Origin of the sequence: Kutzneria sp. NPDC051319 (assembly GCF_040682195.1) — a bacterium.
Lineage (GTDB): Bacteria > Actinomycetota > Actinomycetes > Mycobacteriales > Pseudonocardiaceae > Kutzneria.
The window spans coordinates 391,020-411,657 of sequence record NZ_JBFBAM010000001.1; the positions used below are offsets into that span (position 1 = coordinate 391,020).

The 20,638-nt window shown below is 68.4% G+C and carries 19 protein-coding genes; 9 read left to right on the top strand and 10 right to left on the bottom strand.

Annotated elements, in window-relative coordinates; translation table 11 throughout:
* Window positions 1–73: 73 nt before the first annotated feature.
* The 6 genes from AB0M73_RS01895 to AB0M73_RS01920 form a co-directional block, all read right to left on the bottom strand.
* Window positions 74–907 carry an alpha/beta hydrolase gene (locus AB0M73_RS01895; RefSeq protein WP_363885629.1) on the bottom strand — a complete coding sequence of 278 codons (834 nt, stop codon included), beginning with the start codon at window positions 905–907 and terminating at the stop codon, window positions 74–76.
* Window positions 908–1,261: 354 nt separating this feature from the next.
* Window positions 1,262–2,287, bottom strand: coding sequence for a dipeptide ABC transporter ATP-binding protein (locus AB0M73_RS01900; RefSeq protein WP_363885631.1), 1,026 nt, complete (start codon window positions 2,285–2,287; stop codon window positions 1,262–1,264).
* A gap of 4 nt (window positions 2,288–2,291) precedes the next feature.
* Window positions 2,292–3,338, bottom strand: coding sequence for an ABC transporter ATP-binding protein (locus AB0M73_RS01905; protein WP_043722376.1), 1,047 nt, complete (start codon window positions 3,336–3,338; stop codon window positions 2,292–2,294).
* A complete protein-coding gene (locus AB0M73_RS01910; protein WP_273935457.1) occupies window positions 3,338–4,348 on the bottom strand; it encodes an ABC transporter permease in 1,011 nt (336 codons plus the stop codon). Before AB0M73_RS01910 ends, AB0M73_RS01905 begins: the two co-directional genes overlap by 1 nt.
* 84 nt (window positions 4,349–4,432) lie before the next feature.
* The gene (locus AB0M73_RS01915) at window positions 4,433–6,190 is read right to left on the bottom strand and encodes an ABC transporter substrate-binding protein (protein WP_043722381.1); all 1,758 of its coding nucleotides are present in this window, start codon (window positions 6,188–6,190) and stop codon (window positions 4,433–4,435) included.
* 58 nt (window positions 6,191–6,248) lie between these two features.
* Entirely contained in the window at window positions 6,249–7,247 is a 999-nt protein-coding gene (locus AB0M73_RS01920) for an ABC transporter permease (RefSeq protein WP_363885634.1), read from the bottom strand.
* Window positions 7,248–7,649: 402 nt separating this feature from the next.
* Between AB0M73_RS01920 and AB0M73_RS01925 the strand changes: the two genes are divergently transcribed.
* Window positions 7,650–8,423 (top strand): enoyl-CoA hydratase-related protein, encoded by a 774-nt coding sequence (locus tag AB0M73_RS01925; RefSeq protein ID WP_363885636.1) that lies wholly within the window; start codon window positions 7,650–7,652, stop codon window positions 8,421–8,423.
* 237 nt (window positions 8,424–8,660) lie between these two features.
* Complete coding sequence (locus tag AB0M73_RS01930) at window positions 8,661–10,970, top strand: discoidin domain-containing protein (protein ID WP_363885638.1); 2,310 nt, start codon at window positions 8,661–8,663, stop codon at window positions 10,968–10,970.
* A 42-nt stretch (window positions 10,971–11,012) separates the two neighbouring features.
* On the opposite strand, the gene AB0M73_RS01935 is transcribed toward AB0M73_RS01930, so the two are convergent.
* The gene (locus AB0M73_RS01935) at window positions 11,013–11,891 is read right to left on the bottom strand and encodes a LysR substrate-binding domain-containing protein (RefSeq protein WP_363885640.1); all 879 of its coding nucleotides are present in this window, start codon (window positions 11,889–11,891) and stop codon (window positions 11,013–11,015) included.
* 40 nt (window positions 11,892–11,931) lie between these two features.
* Window positions 11,932–12,462 carry an NUDIX hydrolase gene (locus AB0M73_RS01940; protein WP_363885642.1) on the bottom strand — a complete coding sequence of 177 codons (531 nt, stop codon included), beginning with the start codon at window positions 12,460–12,462 and terminating at the stop codon, window positions 11,932–11,934.
* A gap of 278 nt (window positions 12,463–12,740) precedes the next feature.
* On the opposite strand from AB0M73_RS01940, the gene nucS reads away from it, so the two are divergent.
* On the top strand, window positions 12,741–13,400 hold the full coding sequence (nucS, locus tag AB0M73_RS01945) for an endonuclease NucS (RefSeq protein ID WP_043722386.1): 660 nt from the start codon (window positions 12,741–12,743) through the stop codon (window positions 13,398–13,400).
* A gap of 32 nt (window positions 13,401–13,432) precedes the next feature.
* On the opposite strand, the gene AB0M73_RS01950 is transcribed toward nucS, so the two are convergent.
* Entirely contained in the window at window positions 13,433–14,068 is a 636-nt protein-coding gene (locus AB0M73_RS01950) for a GH25 family lysozyme (protein WP_363885644.1), read from the bottom strand.
* 265 nt (window positions 14,069–14,333) lie between these two features.
* Here AB0M73_RS01950 and AB0M73_RS01955 point away from each other — a divergent pair, with 265 nt between their 5' ends.
* The 3 genes from AB0M73_RS01955 (at window position 14,334) to AB0M73_RS01965 (ending at window position 16,848) form a co-directional block, all read left to right on the top strand.
* Complete coding sequence (locus AB0M73_RS01955) at window positions 14,334–15,203, top strand: SDR family NAD(P)-dependent oxidoreductase (protein WP_363885646.1); 870 nt, start codon at window positions 14,334–14,336, stop codon at window positions 15,201–15,203.
* Window positions 15,203–16,120: an alpha/beta hydrolase gene (locus tag AB0M73_RS01960; RefSeq protein ID WP_363885648.1), complete on the top strand. Its 918-nt coding sequence runs from the start codon at window positions 15,203–15,205 to the stop codon at window positions 16,118–16,120. The genes AB0M73_RS01955 and AB0M73_RS01960 overlap by 1 nt, the downstream gene beginning before the upstream one ends.
* A 236-nt stretch (window positions 16,121–16,356) precedes the next feature.
* Complete coding sequence (locus AB0M73_RS01965) at window positions 16,357–16,848, top strand: hypothetical protein (protein WP_363885650.1); 492 nt, start codon at window positions 16,357–16,359, stop codon at window positions 16,846–16,848.
* 177 nt (window positions 16,849–17,025) lie between these two features.
* Here the strand turns inward: AB0M73_RS01965 and AB0M73_RS01970 are convergent, their stop codons facing one another.
* Window positions 17,026–17,940, bottom strand: coding sequence for a cytochrome c oxidase assembly protein (locus AB0M73_RS01970; protein ID WP_363885652.1), 915 nt, complete (start codon window positions 17,938–17,940; stop codon window positions 17,026–17,028).
* Window positions 17,941–17,975: 35 nt separating this feature from the next.
* Between AB0M73_RS01970 and AB0M73_RS01975 the strand changes: the two genes are divergently transcribed.
* The 3 genes from AB0M73_RS01975 (at window position 17,976) to AB0M73_RS01985 (ending at window position 20,560) form a co-directional block, all read left to right on the top strand.
* A complete protein-coding gene (locus AB0M73_RS01975; RefSeq protein WP_363885654.1) occupies window positions 17,976–18,392 on the top strand; it encodes an HIT family protein in 417 nt (138 codons plus the stop codon).
* Between the two features lie 178 nt (window positions 18,393–18,570).
* Window positions 18,571–20,265 carry a sodium:solute symporter family protein gene (locus tag AB0M73_RS01980; protein WP_363885656.1) on the top strand — a complete coding sequence of 565 codons (1,695 nt, stop codon included), beginning with the start codon at window positions 18,571–18,573 and terminating at the stop codon, window positions 20,263–20,265.
* Window positions 20,266–20,281: 16 nt separating this feature from the next.
* A complete protein-coding gene (locus AB0M73_RS01985) occupies window positions 20,282–20,560 on the top strand; it encodes a hypothetical protein (protein WP_363885658.1) in 279 nt (92 codons plus the stop codon).
* The last annotated feature ends 78 nt before the right edge of the window (window positions 20,561–20,638 follow it).

A 20,638-nucleotide genomic window follows, 5' to 3' on the forward strand; every position in this document is an offset into this window, starting at 1 on the left:
ACCCCCCAATGCAGGGAAGGACGCCTTACCCGCGTTGAACGAGGGTAAGGCGTCCTTCCCTGCATAACTGGGGTCAGCGGGTGGTGGCGTTGGCGGCGGCGATGATCTGGTCGGTGACGGCGTGGGGCTGGGAGACCAGCACGGCGTGCGAGGCGCCCTTGATCTCGACGGTGTGGGCGTGGGCGCGCTGGGCCATCCACTCCTGGGCCTTCACCGGGATGTTCTTGTCGCCGGTGGGGATGATCGACCAGGACGGGATGGTGTGCCAGGCGGCGTCGCCCGAGGGCTCGGTCAGCGCGGCCTGGGTGACCGGCCGCTGGGTGGCGGCCATGAGCTTGGCCTGCGACAGCGGGACGTCGGCGGCGAACTGCTTCGGGAACAGGTCCTGCTTCACGTACAGGTCGGTGTTGCCGTCGGGCAGCGCGACCGTCTGGATGGTGGCGCCCAGCGTGCTGCCGGGGAACTTGTTGGTCAGGTCGAGGGCGGACTCGCCCTTCTCGGGCAGGAACGCGGCCACGTAGACCAGGGCCTTCACGTTCTTCTCGCCAAGAGCGGCATTGGTGATGACCTGGCCGCCGTAGGAGTGGCCGACGACGATGACGTCGCCCTTGACGCTTTCGATCAGGCCCCGGATGGAGGCCGCGTCGGAGGCGACGCCACGCAGCGGGTTGGCCGCCGCGATCACCGGGTAGCCGCGGCGTTCCAGCTCGGTGATCTCCCCGTTCCAGCTGGAGGCGTCCGCGAAAGCGCCGTGCACCAGGATCACCGTCGGCTTGGGGCCGTGGTGCTCGGCGGCGTCCGGGGTGGCCTGCGAGGCCGAGGAGGACGGCGCCAGGGACAGCGTCGCGGTCAGCGCGACGGCGGCGCCGACGGCCAGGGTGCGGGCGATGGTGGCCTTGATGCGCATCTCGGGGGCTCCTTCGTGGTCGTTCTCGATGTCAGGAACCGTAGGCGATTACATCGTGCACAATCAAGTTGTAGACGATGTGACTGCGGTCACGGTAGCTCCGGATCGTGCTGTTGCGGCACACGATAAGCGCAGGTCAGGCCGGATATGGGCGAGTGAAGGGCATCGTGCGGCCGATGCCCGCCCCCTGTCCGAACGGGCAACCCCGGACAGCAAAACCCCGCGAGTCCCGCCCAGCGTCACATCGAAAGCACGAAACGGATTCGGACTTTCGGTGTGACGGAGAGCGGGACTCGCGGGGGTTCGGAACTGGTTGTATGGCTGCCCGAGAGCGGGACTCGCGGGTGTCGGGGCCTACTCGGCGGCGGCGGTGGTCTTGTCGGGGGTGGTGGCGACGTTCTCGGGGAAGTGGCAGGCGACCTGCTGGCCGGGGGCGAGCTCCACCAGCGGGGGCTCGACCGTCTTGCACTTGTCCTGGGCCTTCCAGCACCGGGTGTGGAAGCGGCAGGCCGGCGGCGGGTTGATCGGGCTGGGCACGTCCCCGAACAGGCGGATGCGCTCCCGCTTGCCCTTGTTGTCGGGGTCCGGCACCGGCACGGCCGACATCAGCGCCACCGTGTACGGGTGCATCGGCCGCTCGTACAGGGCGTTGCGGTCGGCGATCTCCATGATCTTGCCGAGGTACATCACCGCCACCCGGTCCGACACGTGCCGCACCACCGACAGGTCGTGCGCGATCATCACGTACGTCAGGTCCAGCTCGCTCTGCAGGTCCTCCAGCAGGTTGATCACCTGGGCCTGGATGGACACGTCCAGCGCGGACACCGGCTCGTCGGCCACGATGAGCTTGGGCTTCAGGGCCAGCGTCCGGGCGATGCCGATGCGCTGGCGCTGCCCGCCGGAGAACTCGTGCGGGTAGCGGTTGTAGTGCTCGGGGTTGAGCCCCACCAACTCCAGCAGCTCCTGCACGGCCTTCTTCACGCCCTGCGGCGTCGACACCTTCTGCAGCCGGAACGGGGCGCCGATGATGGTGCCGACGTTGTGCCGCGGGTTGAGCGACGAGTACGGGTCCTGGAAGATCATCTGCACGTCGCGGCGCAGCGGCCGCATCGCCGCGTTGGACAGGTGCGTGATGTCCCGTCCCTCGAAGACGATCTTGCCCTCGGTCGGTTCGAGCAGCCGCGTCAACAGCCGGCCGGTCGTGGTCTTGCCGCAGCCCGACTCGCCGACCAGGGACAGCGTCTCGCCGGCCCGCACCGAGAACTCGAGCCCGTCGACGGCCTTGACCGCACCGACCTGCCGGCGCAGCAGTCCCCGGCGGATCGGGAAGTGCTTGCGCAGCCCCGAAACCGACAACAGACTGTCCACAGTGGTCTCCATATTCCTAGAGTTTCGGCTGGATCTCGTTGGTCCAGATACGCAGCCGCTGGTCGACGGTCATGTGGCAGGCCACCTTGTGGCCGCCGCCGATGTCGACCAGTTCGGGCACCTGCGACGTGGTGGCCTCGCCGGGCAGGTCCTTGAACGCGCAGCGCGGGTGGAAGGCGCAGCCGCTGGGCACGTTGATCAGGCTGGGCGGGGTGCCCTTGATCGGCAGCAGCCGCTCGGAGCGGTCCCGGTCCAGCCGCGGCATCGAGCCCAGCAGGCCCCAGGTGTACGGGTGCTGCGGCGAGTGGAACACCTCGCGCGCGCTGCCCTGCTCCACCGAGCGCCCGGCGTACATCACCATGATGTCGTCGGCCAGCTCGGCCACCACGCCCAGGTCGTGCGTGATGATGATGACCGCCGAGCCGAACTCCTGCTGGAGGTCCTTGATCAGGTCCAGGATCTGGGCCTGCACGGTGACGTCCAGCGCGGTCGTCGGCTCGTCGGCGATCAACAGCTCCGGGTCGCAGCTCAGCGCCATGGCGATCATCGCGCGCTGCCGCATGCCGCCCGAGAACTGGTGCGGGTAGTCGTCCACGCGCGAGCTCGGCTGCGGGATGCCGACCCGGTCCAGCATCTCGATGGCGTGCTTGCGGGCCACCGCCTTGGTCACCTTGTGGTGGATCCGGTAGGCCTCGATGATCTGCGCGCCGACCGTGTAGAACGGGTGCATCGCCGACAGCGGGTCCTGGAAGATCATCGCCATCTTCTTGCCCCGCAACGAGCGCACGTGCTCGTCGTCGGCCGAGAGCAGCTCCTCGCCGTCCAGCCAGATCTCGCCCGACATCTTGGCCTTGGCGTAGCGCTGCAGGCCCATCAGGGCCATGCTGCTCACGCTCTTGCCGGAGCCGGACTCGCCGACGATGCCCAGCGTCTTGCCGCGCTCCAGCTTGAACGACAGCCCGTCCACCGACTTGACCACGCCGTCGTCGGTGTTGAAGTGCACCCGGAGGTCGTCGACCTCCAGGAAGCTGCGCTGCGTCGGCGCCTCGTACAGATCGGTCACTAGATACGCACCCTCGGGTCGATGACCACGTACAGAATGTCCACCACCAGGTTGGCCACGATGACGAAGGTGGCGGCCAGGATGGTCACGCCCAGCACCTTCGGCAGGTCGTTGCTGGTGATCGCCTGCAACGCGTACGCGCCGAGGCCGTTGAGCGAGTACGTGTGCTCGGTCAGGATCGAGCTGCCCAGCAGGATGCCGATGTCCAGGCCGAAGATGGTGGTGATCGGGGTCAGCGCGGCCCGCAGGCCGTGCCGGACGACCACGGTCCGCTCCGGCAGGCCCTTGGCCCGCGCGGTGCGGATGAAGTCCTCGCCCATCGTCTCCAGCATGCCGGCTCGGGTCAGCCGGGCGTACGCGGCGGCGTTGAGGAAGGCCAGCGTCACCCACGGCAGGACCAGGTCGTAGGCCCACAGCGCCGGGTTGTCGGTGAAGTTGGTGTAGCTGCCGCCCGCCGGGAACCAGCCGAGGTTGTAGCTGAAGATGTTCAGCGCCAACAGACCGGTGAAGAAGATCGGCAGTGACACGCCGGCCAGCGCGATGCCCATCGCGGTCCGGTCGAACAGCGAACCCTTGCGCAGCGCGGAGACCACACCGGCCGAGACGCCGAAGGACAGCCAAACGATCGCGCCGCCGATGGCCAGCGACAGCGTCACCGGGAAGCGGTCGAGCAGGTCCGGCAGCACCGGGTTCTGCGTGATGAACGAGTAGCCGAGGCACGGAGCCGGGCAGTGCACGGTCGTCGGGCCGGTGCTGTAGTCGGCGCCGGCGAAGATGCCGGCCAGGAACCGCCCGTACTGGACGTACAGCGGGTCGGTGAACCCGAGCTTCTGCGCCATCAGGTGGATCTGCGCCGCGTCCGCGGTCTTGCCGACGTAGCGCGAGGCCAGGTCGTCCGCGGTCGCGCCACCGATGCGGGGCAGCAGGAAGAAGATCAGGAAGACCGCGATGCTGACGATGAACAGCATCACGATCGCCCCGAGCAGGCGACGAATCAGATATGCGAACACGGGGACGGCTGACAGCAGCCCGGCCGTCGCCGTCGAAACGGACGGCGGCGGCCGAGTGCCCTACGCCTTCACCTACCTTCCCGCTTACTTCTTGACGCCGAGGGCGAGGTAGTCGTACATCTGGTAGCCGTTGCTGACGAACACGTTGGTCAGGTGCGGCGGCCGGTAGAGCAGGCCCTTCGACCAGAGTCCGGGCAGCGTGTAGGCGTCGTCCATGACCTTCTTGTCCACGTCGACCCAGACCTTCTCGCGGGCCGAGGTGTCGGTCGTGGTCAGCGCCTTGTCGATGAGCGCGTCCACGGCGGGGTCCTTGACCGACAGGTTGGTGTTGCCGCCCGAGGCCCGGATGACCCGGCTGTCGACGATCTGGCTGAGGAAGCCGAAGCCGTCCGGCCAGTCGGCGCCCCACCCGTTGATCATCAGACCGAGGTTGTTGCTCTTGGCGTAGTCCGGCTTGCCGGCGTACAGCTTGTAGTAGTCGCCGGTCGGGAACGGCTTGATGGTCAGCTTGATGCCGGCCTTGGACAGCGACTGCTGCAACGCCTCGGCCGCCGCCTTCTCCTTCGGGCGCTCGGCCCGGTAGGAGATGTTGGTCTCGAAGCCGTCGGCCTTGCCGCAGGCCTGCAGCTCCTGCTTGGCCTTGGCCGGGTCGCCGGCGTTGTTCGGCGTCTCGTAGGTGTTGAACGACTCGGCGCCCGGAATGATCGGGGGCATCATGTTGGTCGCGACCTGGCCGCCGGTCTGGCCGCCGTACGCGGCGAGGTAGCCGGTCTTGTCCGCGGCGTACTCGACCGCCTTGCGGCAGTGGACGTTGTCCAGCGGGGCCACGTCACCGTTGATCGAGGTGTACCAGAGCCGAGCCACCGTCGGGTCGTCCGCGTTGGCCTTCTTGGCCTGGTCGCTCAGGATCTTGCCCTGGGCCGCCGCCTGCACGCCGGAGCCCGCGATGTCGACGTCGAGGTCGCCCGAGAGCAGGCGGTTGTCGATGTCGTCGGCGTTGACGTTGAGCGACACGTCGTACTCGTCCGGCAGCGCCTTGCGCACCGGGTCCGTCTTCTGGTCCCACTGCGGGTTGCGGACCAGCGTGAAGTTCTTGCCGAGGTTGTTTTCCTTGAACATGTACGGGCCGGTGGAGACCACGTGCTCCTTGTACTTGGAGCCGGTGTCCTTGGCCTGCTCGACCGGGATGGTCGAGGGCAGCATGGCGAAGTAGTCGAAGCCGGAGAACGCCGTCTTCAGGTGGAACACGATGGTCGAGTCGTCCGGCGTCTCGATGGCCTTGAGGCCGAGCTTGTCCGGCGTCGGGTCGCTGTAGGGCGTCTTGTAGTCGCCCAGGTCCAGGTAGTCGTTGAAGTACGTCGGACCGTTGGGGAAGACGGTCTTGTCCAGCGAGCGCTCGACGGCGTACTTGACGTCCTTGGACGTGACGGTCTTGCCGTCCTCGAACTTGACGCCGCTGCGGAGCTTGTAGGTCCAGGTCTTGCTGTCGTCGCTGGGCTTGCCGAGCGACTCCGCCAGGTCCGGCACGAGCTTCGCGCCCTCGGCGCCCGGCGCCGACTGGAACGTCACCAGGGACCGGCCGTAGAGGCGGACGAAGTTCCAGGAGTACGCGTAGTACGTGTCGCCCGGGTCCAGCGAGTCCCAGTCGCCGGAGTTCGCCATCTTGATGACGCCGCCCTTGGCGTCCGAGGGGTTGACCACCTTGTCGGCCCCGGCGTTGAACCCGGAGGCGCCGCCCGCGGTGTTGTTCGAACTCGAACCGCCACCGCCGCCACACGCGGTCAGGCCCACGGCGAGCGCGGAGGCGACGGCAACCGCCGCCATGACCCGCTTTCTCTTCATGATCTGGTCAACCCCTCTTCTCGAACTGCTTCCAGACTGGTGGGAAGGCTGTGTCCCGCTAGCGGGCACGTGGGTCGAGCGCGTCGCGCAGACCGTCACCGAACAGGTTGAACGCCAACACCGTGATGAAGATCGCGATACCCGGCACGAGCATGAACTCCGGGTCGATCTGGTAGTACTGCGTGGCGTCGGACAGCATGCCGCCCCAGGTCGGGGTGGGCGGGCGAACGCCGACGCCGAGGTAGGACAGCGCCGACTCGAACAGCACGTTGGTCGGGATCAACAGCGTGGAGTACACCAGGATCGGCGCGGCCAGGTTGGGCAGCAGCTCCCGGAACAGGATGTGCGGAGCCCGTGCGCCGAGGCTGCGCGCGGCGTCGACGAACTCACGTTCGCGCAGCGACAGCGTCTGGCCGCGGATGATCCGGCCGATGTACGACCAGTTGAAGAAGCCGATGATGAAGATCAGCAGGGCGATGCGCAGCGCGTCGCCGGACAGACCGAACGCGGTGTCCGGCACCACGCCGGCCAGCGCCAGCGAGAACAGCAGCAGCGGGAACGCCAGGAAGACGTCCATCAGCCGGCTGATCAGCGTGTCGACCCAGCCGCCGAAGAAGCCGGCGATCACCCCGAGCACGGTGCCGATGACCACCGACACCACCGTGGACAGGAAGGCGATCAGCAGCGACACCCAGGACCCGGCGAAGATGCGGGCCAGCAGGTCGCGGCCGTTGACCGGCTCGACGCCCAGCGGGTGGTCGGCGCTCAGGCCGCCGAAGAAGCCCTTGGGGATCTGCAGGTCGGGGTCGATCAGCGACTGGTTGAACTCCGTGGTCGGGATGAGGCCGAACACCCGGTCCATGACGAACGCCGCCGCGGCGGCGAGAACCAGGATCACGACGACCACACCGCCGGCCATCGCGACTCGGTCCCGCTTCAGTCGCAACCAGGCGATCTGCCGCAGCGAACGGCCCTCGATCGCCTTGCCCATCCCGGCCAGCACGGCCTCAGGCTCAGCCTGGACCGCGTCGCCCGGAACTTCCATGGGCGCCGTCATCGTCTCACCCCTGCCTTCGGCGGCACGTGCGTCAATTGCTCCCGTTGGGAACTCACCAGTTCCCCCGAGTTCAGCAGACTCTCTTACCTGTGGCTGAACGGCGCCAGATTCATCGCCCGTCCGTGGCGGGATTGTGATTGAAATGGCGGCCAGGAGGCCGCCGACGTAACCCACATGGCCTAAGCGATGCTAGGTCATATGGGTGAACAGGCTTTGGTGCTCGGTCCAACTTGTCGACAGAGGGTGACGACCGTCGCCGTGACGCCCCGAACGGCGCGCATTGCCCGGAACGAACTCCGGAATTCGCTCACCAATGGTACTTGCGCGATTTCGCCGGAATGCGCTGCGCACGCGTCGGGTGACTGCCTGTGAATGCTTCCGGGCCTGTGGCAGCGTGGTGTCATGGCCTCCTACCAGCACATCCTGCTCGACCGTGCCGGCGCGACGGCACGGATCACCATGAACCGCCCGTCTCGGCGCAATTCGCTGTCCGAAGACCACCTCCGCGAGCTGCTGGACGCCGTCCGGTCGGTGGCCGCCTCCGACGCCACCGGCCTCGTGCTGGCCGCCGCCGGGCCTGTCTTCTCGGCCGGCCACGACTTCGGCGACGTCGCCTCCCGCGACCTCCTCGGCGTCCGCGATCTCCTGGCCGTCTGCACCTCCCTGATGCAGGCCCTCCAGTCGGCTCCTCAGGTCGTGATCGCCCGTGTGCACGGCCTGGCGACCGCTGCCGGCTGCCAGCTCGTCGCCTCGTGCGACCTGGCCGTGGCTGCCTCTTCAGCGGCCTTCGCCCTGCCTGGCGGCCATGGCGGCTGGTTCTGCCACACGCCGTCGGTGCCCGTGGCTCGGGCCATCGGCCGCAAGCGGCTGATGGAGATGGCCCTCACCGGCGACCCCGTCGACGCCGCCACGGCGTTGGAGTGGGGCCTGGTCAACCGCGTCGTGCCGGATGACTCGCTCGACGCCGCGGTGGAGGAGTTGCTGGCCCGGGCGACGCGGGGGAGCCGGGCGTCGAAGGCCCTGGGCAAGCGGACCCTGTACGCGCAGCTGGACCGCCCCGAGGCCGACGCCTACGCCCTGGCCCTGGAGGTCATGGCCGCCGCCTCCCAGCTCGACGACGCCCGCGAAGGCATGGCCGCCTTCCTCGAAAAACGCCACCCCACCTGGACGAACTGACCCCAACACCACCGCGAGTCCCGCTCTCGGGCAACTGTTGGGACACCCTGGGTCGAGTTCCGTAACTCGACGCATGGTTGCTGGAGAGCGGGACTCGCGGCTTGCGTGGCTGTCGCATGCTTGCATGAAACTATAGAAAGTTTGCGACTTTTTGATACAGATATTGCAGATTATCGTCTCGTCTTCTTATGGTGGCCGTCACACCAAGGCACCCTGCCCGCCGAAGTGGAGACGACGATGTCTGAGCGATCCCTGCGTTCCTTATCCCTACGACTGGGCGCGGCCGGCCTGGGCGTCGCCACGCTCGTCGGCCTGGCCCTCGCGGCCCCGCACGCGGCGCCGTCGGCGTCGGCCGCGACCGGCGGCCGAGGGGCGAGCGTCCCGTTCACCGAGTACGAGGCCGAAGCGGCCGGCACCAACGGCACCGTGATCGGCCCCAACCGGGCCGCCGGCACGCTGGCCGGCGAGGCCTCGGGCCGCAAGGCGGTCACCCTGTCCGGCAACGGCCGGTACGTCGAGTTCACCCTCACCGCGGCGGCCAACGCCGTGACCCTGCACTACTCCGTGCCCGACGCCGGTGGCGGCGCCGCGTACACGACGCCGATCGCGGTCTACGTCAACGGGGCCAAGAACCGCGACCTGACGCTGACCAACAAGTACAGCTGGTACTACGGCGGCTACCCCTTCACCAACGACCCGGGCGCGGGCAACCAGCACCACCTGTACGACGACGTGCGGACCATGTTCGGCAGCACGCTGGCCGCCGGCACCAAGGTGAAGTTCCAGCTCGACGCCGCCTCGGTCGCGGTCACGCTGGACACCGCCGACTTCGAGAACGTCGCCGCGCCGATCGGCCAGCCGGCTAACTCCCTGTCGGTCGCCTCATACGGCGCAGACCCCACCGGCGGGGCCGATTCCGGCAGCGCCTTCGTCACCGCCATCGCCGCCGCGTCCTCGCAGGGCAAGGTGCTGTACGTGCCGCAGGGCACCTACACGGTCAACCAGCACCTGACCGTCAACAACGTGACGATCCAGGGCGCGGGCCAGTGGTACACCGTGCTGCACGGCAACCGGGTCGGCGTGTTCGGCCTCGGCGAGCCCAACAGCTGCGGCCAGGGCGGCAACTCCGGCGTCAGCAGCAACGTCAAGCTCTACGACTTCGCGATCATGGGCGAGGTCACCGAGCGCAACGACTGCGACCAGGTCAACGCCATCGGCGGCGCGCTCGGCGGCGGCTCCGTGGTCTCCGGCCTGTGGCTTCAGCACGTGAAGGTCGGGCTCTGGCTGGACGGCCCGTTCGACGGCCTGACCGTGTCCAACAACCGGATCCTCGACACCACCGCCGACGGCCTGAACCTGCACGACGGCATCAGCCACGTCACCGTCACCAACAACTTCCTGCGCAACCTCGGTGACGACGGGCTGGCCATGTGGTCGGAGATCAACGCCGACCACGACAACACCTTCTCCTTCAACACTGTCGAGCTGCCGATGCTGGCCAACAACATCGCCATCTACGGCGGGCACGACAACAGCGTCACCGACAACGTCGTGACCGACACCCAGACCCAGGGCGGCGGCATCCACGTCGCCAACCGGTTCAACTCGGTGCACGTCGCCGGCACGACCACCTTGGCCCGCAACACAACCCTGCGTGCCGGCGTGCTCGATCCCAACTGGCAGTTCGGGGTCGGCGCGATCTGGTTCGACGCCCAGCAGGGCGCGCTTGACGGGACGATCAACGTCACCGACTCCAACCTGATCGACAGCTCGTACGAGGCGATCCAGACCGTCGAGGGCTCGACCGTCAGCAACGTGCACTTCAGCAACATCACCATCGACGGCACCGGAACCTTTGTGCTGCAACTGCAAGCCGGTGGCTCCGCCAGCTTCACCAACGTGACCGCGGCCCACGTCGGCGCGTCCAACCCGATCTACAGCTGTCTCGGCGGCAGCTTCACCATCACCCAGGGCAGCGGCAATTCCGGTTGGTACACCGCCACTCCGTACTGCGGCCCGTGGCCGGCTCCGGTCTACACCTACCCCGGTGACGGCGGCCCGACCACGACGACGACCACCACAACCACCACCACGACAACAACGACGACCACGACCACCACCCCGCCGAGCGGCAACCTGGCTCTGGGCAAGGCGATGTCGGCCAGCAGCTACACCCAGGTCTACGGCCCGGGCAACGCCAACGACAACAACACCGGCAGCTACTGGGAAAGCGCCAACAACGCCTTCCCGCAGTGGCTCCAGGTCGACCTCGGCTCCTCGACGTCGGTGCGCCGCATCGTGCTGACCCTGCCGCCCTCCACCGCGTGGGGCGCCCGCACGGAAACCTTGTCCGTGCAGGGTTCTGCCGACGGCGGTTCGTTCAGCACGGTCGTCGGCTCGGCCGGCTACCGGTTCGACCCGGCCACCGGCAACTCCGTGACGATCACCGTTCCGGCGACGAGCCAGCGTTACCTGCGGCTCAACTTCACCGGCAACGACGGCTGGCCCGCCGGCCAGGTCTCGGAGTTCCAGGTGTACGGATCCTGACCCGATGACGGCCGGATCCCTTGTCGTGGCAGGGGATCCGGCCTACGGCTCGGCCAGCGCGGCCAGGGCCGCGGCGATCACGGGCTGGCGTTCGGTGCCGGCCCGCACCACGACCTCGATCTTCCGGTGCAGCCCGGGGGCCGGCACGAGCGCGACGCCGGGCGGGGCGCTGCGGACGGCCATGGCCGGCATCATGGTCACGCTGAGGCCGGCGGCGACGAGGTCGAGCGCGACCGGGATGCTCGCGCAGGTGTGCGTCAGCTTCGGCGTGAAACCGGCGGTCCGCGCCGCGTGCACGTTGGCCTCGCGGCAGCTGCCCTCCGGCAACGCCACCCAGGACTGCTCGCTCAGCGCCGACAGGCCCTCGGTCTCCACCAGCTCGCGCAGCTTCTCCGGCACGCAGATCAGGAACGGGTCGTCGCACACCGGCAGCGCCACCAGCCCCGGCGGGAGCTCGGTGCCCAGGTGCCGATAGCGGTAGGCCACCACGAGATCGAGCCGCCGCTGCCGCAGCAACGCGATGGTCTCCTCCGGCTCGCCCTCGTGGAACCGGTACCTCAGCTGCGGGTGCCGGGCCTGCAGCGTCTCGGCCATCGGCATCGCGACCGAGGGGAAGGCGCTGGTGAAGCTGCCCACCGCCAGCTCGCCGTCGATGGTGCCGGCCAGCTCGTTGACCTCGGCCGACGCCCGTTCCAGGGCGGCGAGCACGTCCTCGCAGCGGCGGGCCAGGGCCCGTCCGGCCGAGGTCAGCCGCAGCGTCCGGCCCTCGCGCAGCAGCAGCGGCTTGCCGACCTCGGCCTCCAACGCCCGCAGCTGCTGCGACACCGCCGACGCCGTCACGTGGTGCACGTCGGCCACCGCCGTCACCGTCTGGTACTCGGCCAGATCCCGCAGCAGCACGAGCCGTCGCACGTCCATCATGTAGACGAGCTTAAGACTTTTCGCCGGACACGTAGTGGATCTACGGCTGCCGGGACTCGTGCAGGAGCAGCAGCATGTACGCGGCGACGGTCTGGGCGTCGCTGATCTCGCCGCGGGCCATCATGGCCTCGAACTCGGCGCGGTGGAACCACGCCGTGCGCATGTCCTGCTCCTCCAGCTCACGCTCGGGCTCGCCCTCCGTCAGCCCCGTGGCCAGGAACACCGTGCCGCGCTGGCTGGACATGCCCGGCGCGACGTCGAGCACGCCCAGCTCCACCATGTGCTCGGCGCGCAGCCCGGTCTCCTCCCGCAGCTCGCGGGCGGCCAGCTCCTTGGCCTCCACGCTGGCCAGGTCGGGCGCCGTGCCCTGGCAGAACTCCCACCGCCGTCGGCCCAGCGGGTACCGGTATTGCTCCACCAGGTGCAGCCGGTCGCCGTCGAGCGGCACGACCAGGGCGTAGTGGGGCTTGTCGATGACGCCGTAGATGCCGGTCGACCCGTCCGGGCGGCGGATGTCGTCCTCGCGAACGGTCATCCAGGCGTTGCGGTACACCTCACGTGATTCAAGCATGGTGCTAGTTTGCCGCGCGTTCCGCGCGGGGCTCGGCCCCCTTTAAGCCCCTGCCTCGCCCTTGCTGGATTTTTCGAGGCCCGCATCGGCTCGGGTGGTGGGGCGAGTTGGGTGGCGGGCCTCAAAAAATCCAGCAACCGGGCGAAGCAGGGGCGGGGCCGAGCGTTCTCCTGGGCCGGGGACAGGCAGGCTCGTGCGGGCCTGGTGATCGTCGCTGGGACGGAGGCGACAAGCCCCGGGCGTGGGCGGTGGTGATCGCCCGGGTAACTTCGTTCGCCGTGCGTCTTGTGATCGCGCGGTGCCAGGTCGACTACGTCGGCAGGCTGACCGCCCACCTGCCGATGGCCAACCGGCTGCTGCTCATCAAGGCCGACGGGTCGGTGTCGGTGCACTCCGACGACCGCGCCTACAAGCCGCTGAACTGGATGAGCCCGCCGTGCTGGTTGATCGAGGACCCGGGCGTGTGGACCGTGCAGAACAAGGCCGGCGAGAAGCTGGTGATCTCCGTCGAGGAGGTCATGCACGACTCCAAGCACGAGCTGGGCATCGAGCCGGGCCTGGTCAAGGACGGCGTGGAGGCCCACCTCCAGGTGCTGCTGGCCGAGCACGTCACCACATTGGGTGACGGCTGGTCCCTGGTGCGGCGGGAGTTCCCGACGGCGATCGGGCCGGTGGACCTGATGTGCCGCGACCACGACGGCGTGTCGGTGGCGGTGGAGATCAAGCGCCGGGGCGAGATCGACGGCGTCGAGCAGCTGACCCGGTACCTGGAGCTGCTCAACCGGGACCCGCTGCTGGCCCCGGTCAAGGGCGTGTTCGCGGCGCAGCAGATCAAGCCACAGGCCCGGACCCTGGCCGAGGACCGCGGGATCCGCTGCGTGACGCTGGACTACGACGCGCTCAAGGGCACGGACTCGGACGAGTTCCGCCTGTTCTAGATCACCGAGCCTGTTCCAGGCGGTCGGCGCGTCTAGATCGTCAGCGCGGCGGCGTCGAAGGTCCCGATGGTGACGCTGCGGTCGGTCGGCCCGGCGGAACCCGGCGTGGGGGCCTCGTTGGTGTACTGGTGCGCGGCCAGTCGCGGGTGGGCCCAGCCGACGTCGCCGGGATCGACGCCGAATCGGGCGGCGCAGAGGTAGACGTTGTCGTCGGCCCAGTCGTCGGGGCGCAGCATGCCGCCGAGCCACCAGCTCTGTGACGCGTACACGCACAGCTTGGGTTGGCCGGTGGCGATGCGCAGGGCGTCGCGGAACGCGGCGATGAAGGCGTTGGCGCTGTCGGCCGTCCAGTTGACGCCGTCGGCGGGGTCGTTCTCGATGTCCAGCAACGGAACCATGGCGCCGTCGGCGAACGCCCCGACCGGGCTGGCCACCGTCACGAAGTGGTCCACGTTGGCCGGCACCCCGGGGTTGGGGTCGGCGAAGTGGTACGCGCCGGTGATCAGCCCGGCGGCCGAGGAGCCGGCGAACTGCCCGCCGAACAACGGGTTCGTGTACCCGCTGCCCTGCGTCGCCTTGGCCCACGCCCACGCGTTGCCGCCGGCGCGCACGTCCGGCCAGCTGGTGATGGTGTTGAAGCTGCTGACGTCGATGCCGTAGTCGGCCATGGGGCGACCTCACAGTGGTGTGGCCCCCTTCGGATCAGTACCCGAGGGCCGAGCGGCGGCAAACGCCTATGCCGCAGGCTCAGCCGAACGGATCAAGCCGGTGTCGCTGCGCTGCTCAGGGGGCCGATGGGCGGGGCTCGTTCGGCGGTAGGCGTTGCTCCGGGCGTGACGCTCATCGCTATTGAGTGAACGTTCACTTGACAGTGGTTCGAGTGCGGGCCTAGCCTGGTTCTACAAATGAACGTTCACTCAATAAGGGGCGATCATGTCCGAGGTGTGGTTGGTGACGGGTAGTTCCCGTGGTCTGGGCCGGGAAATCGTGCTGGCGGCGCTGGCCGCTGGGCATCGGGTGGTGGCGACGGCCCGCCGGCCCGAGCAACTGGCCGACCTGGTGGCGCAGCACGGCGACCGGGTGCTGCCGGTGGCCCTGGACGTCGTCGACGCCGAGGCGGCGCGGCGGGCGGTGCAGTCGGCGGTGGACGCCTTCGGCCGCTTGGACGTCGTGGTCAACAACGCCGGCTACGCCAACCTGGCCTCGGTCGAGGACATCGAGCCGTCGGACTTCCGGGCCCAGCTGGAGACCAATCTGCTGGGCGTGGTCAACGTGAGCAAGGCGGTCCTGCCGACGCTGCGGGCACAGGGAAGCGGCCGCATCATCCAGGTCTCCTCGGTCGGCGGCCGGGTGGCGACGCCCGGCCTGTCGGCGTACCAGGCGGCGAAATGGGCCGTCGGCGGCTTCTCCGAGGTGCTGGCCCAGGAGGTCGCGCCGCTGGGCATCAAGGTGACGGTGCTGGAGCCGGGCGGCATGCGCACCGACTGGGCCGGTTCCTCCATGCACGTGCCGCCGATCAGCGAGCCGTACCGGCCGACCGTCGGCGCGATGGCCGCCATGCTCGGCAGCAATGAGGTTCAGGCCGCCGGTGATCCGGTCAAGGTGGCGCAGGTCGTGCTGGCGGTGGCCGCGCTGGACGAGCCGCCGGTCCGCCTGCTGCTGGGCAGCGACGCCGTGCACTACGCCGCGGTGGTGGCGCAGGCTCGGGCCGCCGAGGATGAGAAGTGGCGCTATATCAGCGTTTCCACCGATCACGACGAGGCGACCGCGGCCTCCCTCGATCCGATTAGCGAGGTGCGGTGATGATCGACGTCGAGCCTGGCTTGCTGCGGGAACAGTGGGCGGCCAACAAGGTTTTCGCCGAGGCGCCGCACCCGGACGCCCGCACGGCGGAAGGACTGGCGCTGCTACGCGAGATCAGCTCCCCGCCGCCGCCCGTCACCGTGCTGACGCCGACCGAGCAGCGAATCGTCGGCCCCGGCGGGGAAATCCGGCTGCGGGTGTTCATTCCCGAGGGTGAGCCCAAGGGCGTGGTGATGCGGGTGCACGGCGGCGGTTTTGCCGCGGGGCGGCCCGAGGACGACGACGCCGTGAACGACGTCCTGGCCCGTGCCAGTCAGGTCGTGGTGATCAGCCCGGAGTACCGGCTGGTGCCGGACGTGACGGTGCGGGAGCAGATCGAGGACTGCGTCACGGCCGCGCGGTGGATGATCGAGCGGTATCCGACGCGAAAGTTGTTGCTGGGTGGCATTTCCGCCGGGGCTCACCTGGCCGCGGCGACGCTGATTCGACTCCGGGGAGAGGCTGGATTCGAGCGGATCGTGGGGGCGCAGCTGGACAGCGGGGTGTACGACCTTTCCCAGACGCCGAGCGCGCGTCGGGCCACCGGGGAGACTCCCGTTCTCGGGCGCACGATTCTCGACAGCGTCGTGGAGATCAGCCTGCCGGGGTGGGATTCCGAACGTCGTCGTGATCCGTCGGTGTCGCCGTTGTTCGCCGACCTCGCCGGTATGCCGCCGGCCTTGTTGACGGTGGGCGAACTCGATCCGCTGGTCGATGATTCGGCGTTTCTGGCGGCACGCTGGGAGTTGGCCGGCAACGAGGCCACGCTGGAGATATGGCCCGGCTGCCCGCACGCCTTCACGAACATGGGCGCCCCGCTCGCGATGCCGGCCCTGGCCCGGATCGCGGCCTGGATGGATGCCCGGATCGGAGCCTGACAAGGACTTTCCATCCGTTGGTGGATGATGGTTCCGCGCCGGTCGTGACTTCGACGTCGTGGTTGTGCAACAATTGTGCGACGGCGCAACCGCGACCCATTCACTAGGTGGTCCACCGCTTTCGGTTGCGCGACAGGCGGTTTTCGTCCCGATCGGGACAGATTCCTCGCACCGGCCCGGAATTGCTGGCATAGCTGGACGTGTTCACGTTCCCGTCGGCAGTTCGGAGCCCCGAGGTGATTCAAGCGCTGTCCCGGCTCGCCGCTGTTGCGGCATCGGCGTTGCTGGCTGGATCCGTCCCGGGGGCGGTGCCGCCTGCTCACGTGCAGGCCTCCGCCCCGGTCGAGCACCAGAAGTGCAAGTCGGTGAGCAGGTCCGAGGGCGACCAGTACTCGGCTGCTCAACTGGCCAAGCTGGCCAAGGACGCCGGCTTCACCGGGGACGGGCTGGTCAACGCCGTCGCCGTGGCCCTGGCCGAGAGCAGCGGCTTCACGCATGCCCTGCTCGTCAACGAGAACTGCACCCGCGACCGCGGCCTGTGGCAGATCAACGACTACTGGCACCCCGAGGTCACCGAGCAGCAGGCCTTCGACCCGGTGGAGAACGCCAAGGCCGCCTTCGACATCTCCTCGCAGGGCGCGAACTGGGACCAGTGGTCCACCTGGGAGAGTGGCGCTTACAAGGACTATCTGCCGGACGCCGAGCAGGCGGCGCACACCCCCGCCTGACCGGCACACCCCGGCGAGTCCCGCTCTCAGTCACACCGAAATACGCTTTCGCGCACATCCGACTGTCACATGCGCGTCGTGCTTGCCTCCCAGCGGCACATCCGGACCGCATATGACGACGAGGTGGGCTGACGGAGGACGGGTTTCGGTGTGACGCTGAGCGGGACTCGCGGGGGTTCAGCGGCGCTTGAAGCGCTCCGCCAGGGTGGGGTCGGTTTCCCACCACGGGCGATCCGAGTCCTCGCCGGCGGCCTCCTGCTCGTCGAGGACCTGGTCGATCTCCTTGGCCTGCTTGGCGTCTTCCTTGGTCATGCGGTTCAGCAGGGCGCCGAGGAACGGGAGCCCGGCCAGGTCGCCGACGATCCACAGCACGCCGGCGCCGAAGGTCTGGTCCAACCGGAGATCGGGGCCCCACGTGCGGCCGAGGGCCTGGTAGTAGTCCTGGGCCACGATGTGCCCGGAGAACCACAGCGTGAGCCCGAGAGTGGCGTCGCCGACCACCTCGACCAGGGTGATCCACACCGACACCAGGTGGTGGAAGCGCCGCGGCACGGGATCGAGCTGCAAACGGCTCCAAAAGTAAACAAGACCGATCAGAACCAACAGCAGCCGGGTGAGCTCGTCCACCACCGCGGACCGCAGCACGGCGGGGTACCAGGCGGTGAAGTACAGCAGCCACGGCGTGGCGATGAGCAGCACGGACGCGGTGGCCGGGAAGGCGATGACCTTGCCGAAAGGGCTGTGCAGCAAGGAACGCAGGCGTACCACCAGTGCCGCCGGTCCGGTGTCGCGCAGCAGCGTGAAGGGCGCGCCGAGGGCCAAGCCCAAGGGAGTCACCATCAACAGCAGGATGACCTGGGCCGCGCGCATCAGGAACAGGGTGTCCGCGTAGACGCCGATGCTCGACAGCGTGGCGATCGCGTACGACCCGAGCCCGGCGGCGTAGAAGGCGACGACGCGGGCGCGGGGCCAGCCTTCGACCCGGCGGACGGACCGCCAGTACCACCCGCCCAGCAGCACGATGACCAGCAGGGACACGGGATCCGGCGTCCACGAGGTGACGGCGGTGACCAACGTGAGAGGCTCCGGCACCTTGTCAGTCTGACAGTGCCGAAAGGGTGTCCAGTTTGGACCGGAATTGTGTGTTCTGCGCCATCGTGTCCGGTGCCGTGCCGGCGAGCGTGGTGCATGAGGACGAGAACCTGATCGCCTTCTGCGACCTGATGCCGATCAACCGTGGCCACGTGCTCGTCGTCCCCAAGCGCCATGCGACGAACCTGGCCGAGCTGCCGGAGGCGACGGGCGCGCTGATGTTCCCGTTAGCCCAACGATTGGCGGCGCGAATTCGTGACAGCGCGTTGCCGGCCGACGGCATCAACCTGATCTTGGCCGACGGCCGCGCGGCCGGGCAGTCCGTCTTCCACGTGCACCTACATGTGATCCCGCGCATGGTCAACGACGGCTTCGCGCTGCACGGCGGCGCACGGGCGGCTACCCGCAGTGATCTTGACCAGGTCGCGGGCCTGCTGCGCGCCAACCCGTGATCCTCTTGTGACCCCGCGTCACCAAGCGGGGTCCCCCATGGTCATTTAGTGTGACCTTCCAACAAAACAACAGCTGGGTTTCGGCCTGTTCACCGCTCCATGCCTGTGCGGTAACGTTCGCTTCCGCCACATGGTGGTGAATGCTGTTCGGTGCTGTTCGATGTGTGGAGGTGAGCCGGTGAACGTCCTGGCGGACGCGAACCTCCGGCTGGACGCCGGGCCCGTGGACTACGTCCTGCTCGGCTTCTACTTCGTCCTGGTGCTGGGCATCGGCGCGCTGGCTCGCCGCTCGGTGTCCTCCAGCCTGGACTTCTTCCTGTCCGGCCGGTCGATGCCGGCCTGGGTGACCGGCCTGGCCTTCATCTCGGCCAACCTGGGCGCGGTCGAGATCTTCGGCATGACGGCCAACGGCGCGCAGTACGGCGTGCCGACGGTGCACTACTACTGGATCGGCGCCATCCCGGCCATGGTCTTCCTCGGCCTGGTCATGATGCCCTTTTACTACGGCTCGAAGGTCCGCAGCGTGCCGGAGTTCCTGCTCCGTCGCTTCGGCCGCTTCGCGCACCTGGTCAACAGCCTCAGCTTCGCGCTGGCCCAGGTGTTGATCGCCGGCGTCAACCTGTTCGCGCTGGCCACCGTGATCAACCTGCTGCTGGGCTGGCCGACCTGGGTGGCGATCATCGTCGCGGCCGCGGTCGTGCTGGCGTACACCACGCTGGGCGGGCTGTCGGCGGCCATCTACAACGAGGTCATGCAGTTCTTCGTGATCGTGGCGATGCTGCTGCCGCTGACCATCGTCGGTCTGTACAAGGTGGGCGGCTGGAACGGCCTGGTGGCCAAGCTGACCGCGGCCAACGCCGACGCCTCGGCCGAGCTGCACTCCTGGCCCGGCTCCAACCTGACCGGCATCGCCAACCCGGTGCTCTCGGTCATCGGCCTGGTGTTCGGCCTCGGCTTCGTGCTGTCCTTCGGCTACTGGACGACCAACTTCGCCGAGGTGCAGCGCGCGCTGTCGGCCAAGAGCATGTCGGCCGCCCGGCGCACGCCGCTGATCGGCGCGTACCCGAAGACGCTGATCGTGCTGCTGATCTTCATCCCGGGCATGATCGCCGCGGTGATCTCGCCCGAGCTGGCCAAGTTCAAGGCCAGCGGCGGCACACTGGACAACGGCGTCACCTACAACAACACCATCGAGCTGCTGATCCGCGACCTGCTGCCCAACGGCATGCTCGGCGTGGCCATCACCGGCCTGGTGGCGGCGTTCATGGCCGGCATGGCGGCCAGCGTGAGCTCGTTCAACACGGTCTTCACCTACGACCTGTGGCAGACCTACGTCGTCAAGGACAAGCCCGACGGGTACTACCTGCGGGTCGGCCGGATGATCACCATCGTCGGCTGTGTCATCGCCATCGGCACCGCGTTCATCGCCGGCCAGTTCAACAACATCATGGACTACCTCCAGACGTTGTTCGGCTTCTTCAACGCGCCGTTGTTCGCGACGTTCCTGCTGGGCATGTTCTGGAAGCGGATGACGCCGATGGCCGGCGGCGTCGGCCTGATCGTCGGCACCGCGTCGGCGGTCACCGTCGACATCCTCACCCGCTCGGGCGTGTTCGCGCTGTCGGGCCAGGGCGGCGCCTTCGTGGCGGCCAGCGCGGCGTTCATCATGGACATCGTGATCAGCGTCATCGTCACGCTGGTGACCGCGCCCAAGCCGGACTCGGAGCTGGTCGGGCTGGTGTGGTCGCTGACCCCGCGGGACAGCCTCAAGCACTCGGACACCGGCGAGAACGCCGGCTGGTACCGCAAGCCGGTGGTGCTCGGCGTCGGTGTGCTCGTGCTGGCGGCCGTGCTGAACGTCATCTTCTGGTGAGGGAGGACAGACTTCGATGAGCGAGCCTGTGAAGAAGCAGCGCGTGGGGCTGTTCGACCTCCGCTACGTGCTGGCCCTGCTGTTCGTGGTGTACGGCGTGGTGCTCACCGTGATGGGCATCGCGTTCACCAGCCAGGCCGGCCTGGACAAGGCGGCCGGCGTCAACATCAACCTGTGGGGCGGAATCGTGATGCTCGTGGTGGGCATCCTGTTCGGCCTGTGGGCCCGGTTGCGGCCCATCGTGGTCACGACGACCGAGCCCGCCGACGACGCCACTGGCGCCGGCGAGAGCTGATCATCTGCGGCGGTGGGGGGGGGGGGGGGAGGCAGGAACCCCACCCCCCGCGGGGGGGGGCCCCGGGGGTGAGAAGCA

Coding starts and splice junctions, on each gene's coding strand:
- AB0M73_RS01895 (WP_363885629.1), bottom strand. CDS start 907: ATGCGCATCAAGGCCACCATCGCCCGCACCCTGGCCGTCGGCGCCGCC.
- AB0M73_RS01900 (WP_363885631.1), bottom strand. CDS start 2,287: ATGGAGACCACTGTGGACAGTCTGTTGTCGGTTTCGGGGCTGCGCAAG.
- AB0M73_RS01915 (WP_043722381.1), bottom strand. CDS start 6,190: ATGAAGAGAAAGCGGGTCATGGCGGCGGTTGCCGTCGCCTCCGCGCTC.
- AB0M73_RS01920 (WP_363885634.1), bottom strand. CDS start 7,247: ATGACGGCGCCCATGGAAGTTCCGGGCGACGCGGTCCAGGCTGAGCCT.
- AB0M73_RS01925 (WP_363885636.1), top strand. CDS start 7,650: ATGGCCTCCTACCAGCACATCCTGCTCGACCGTGCCGGCGCGACGGCA.
- AB0M73_RS01930 (WP_363885638.1), top strand. CDS start 8,661: ATGTCTGAGCGATCCCTGCGTTCCTTATCCCTACGACTGGGCGCGGCC.
- AB0M73_RS01935 (WP_363885640.1), bottom strand. CDS start 11,891: ATGATGGACGTGCGACGGCTCGTGCTGCTGCGGGATCTGGCCGAGTAC.
- AB0M73_RS01940 (WP_363885642.1), bottom strand. CDS start 12,462: ATGCTTGAATCACGTGAGGTGTACCGCAACGCCTGGATGACCGTTCGC.
- AB0M73_RS01950 (WP_363885644.1), bottom strand. CDS start 14,068: ATGGCCGACTACGGCATCGACGTCAGCAGCTTCAACACCATCACCAGC.
- AB0M73_RS01955 (WP_363885646.1), top strand. CDS start 14,334: ATGTCCGAGGTGTGGTTGGTGACGGGTAGTTCCCGTGGTCTGGGCCGG.
- AB0M73_RS01960 (WP_363885648.1), top strand. CDS start 15,203: ATGATCGACGTCGAGCCTGGCTTGCTGCGGGAACAGTGGGCGGCCAAC.
- AB0M73_RS01985 (WP_363885658.1), top strand. CDS start 20,282: ATGAGCGAGCCTGTGAAGAAGCAGCGCGTGGGGCTGTTCGACCTCCGC.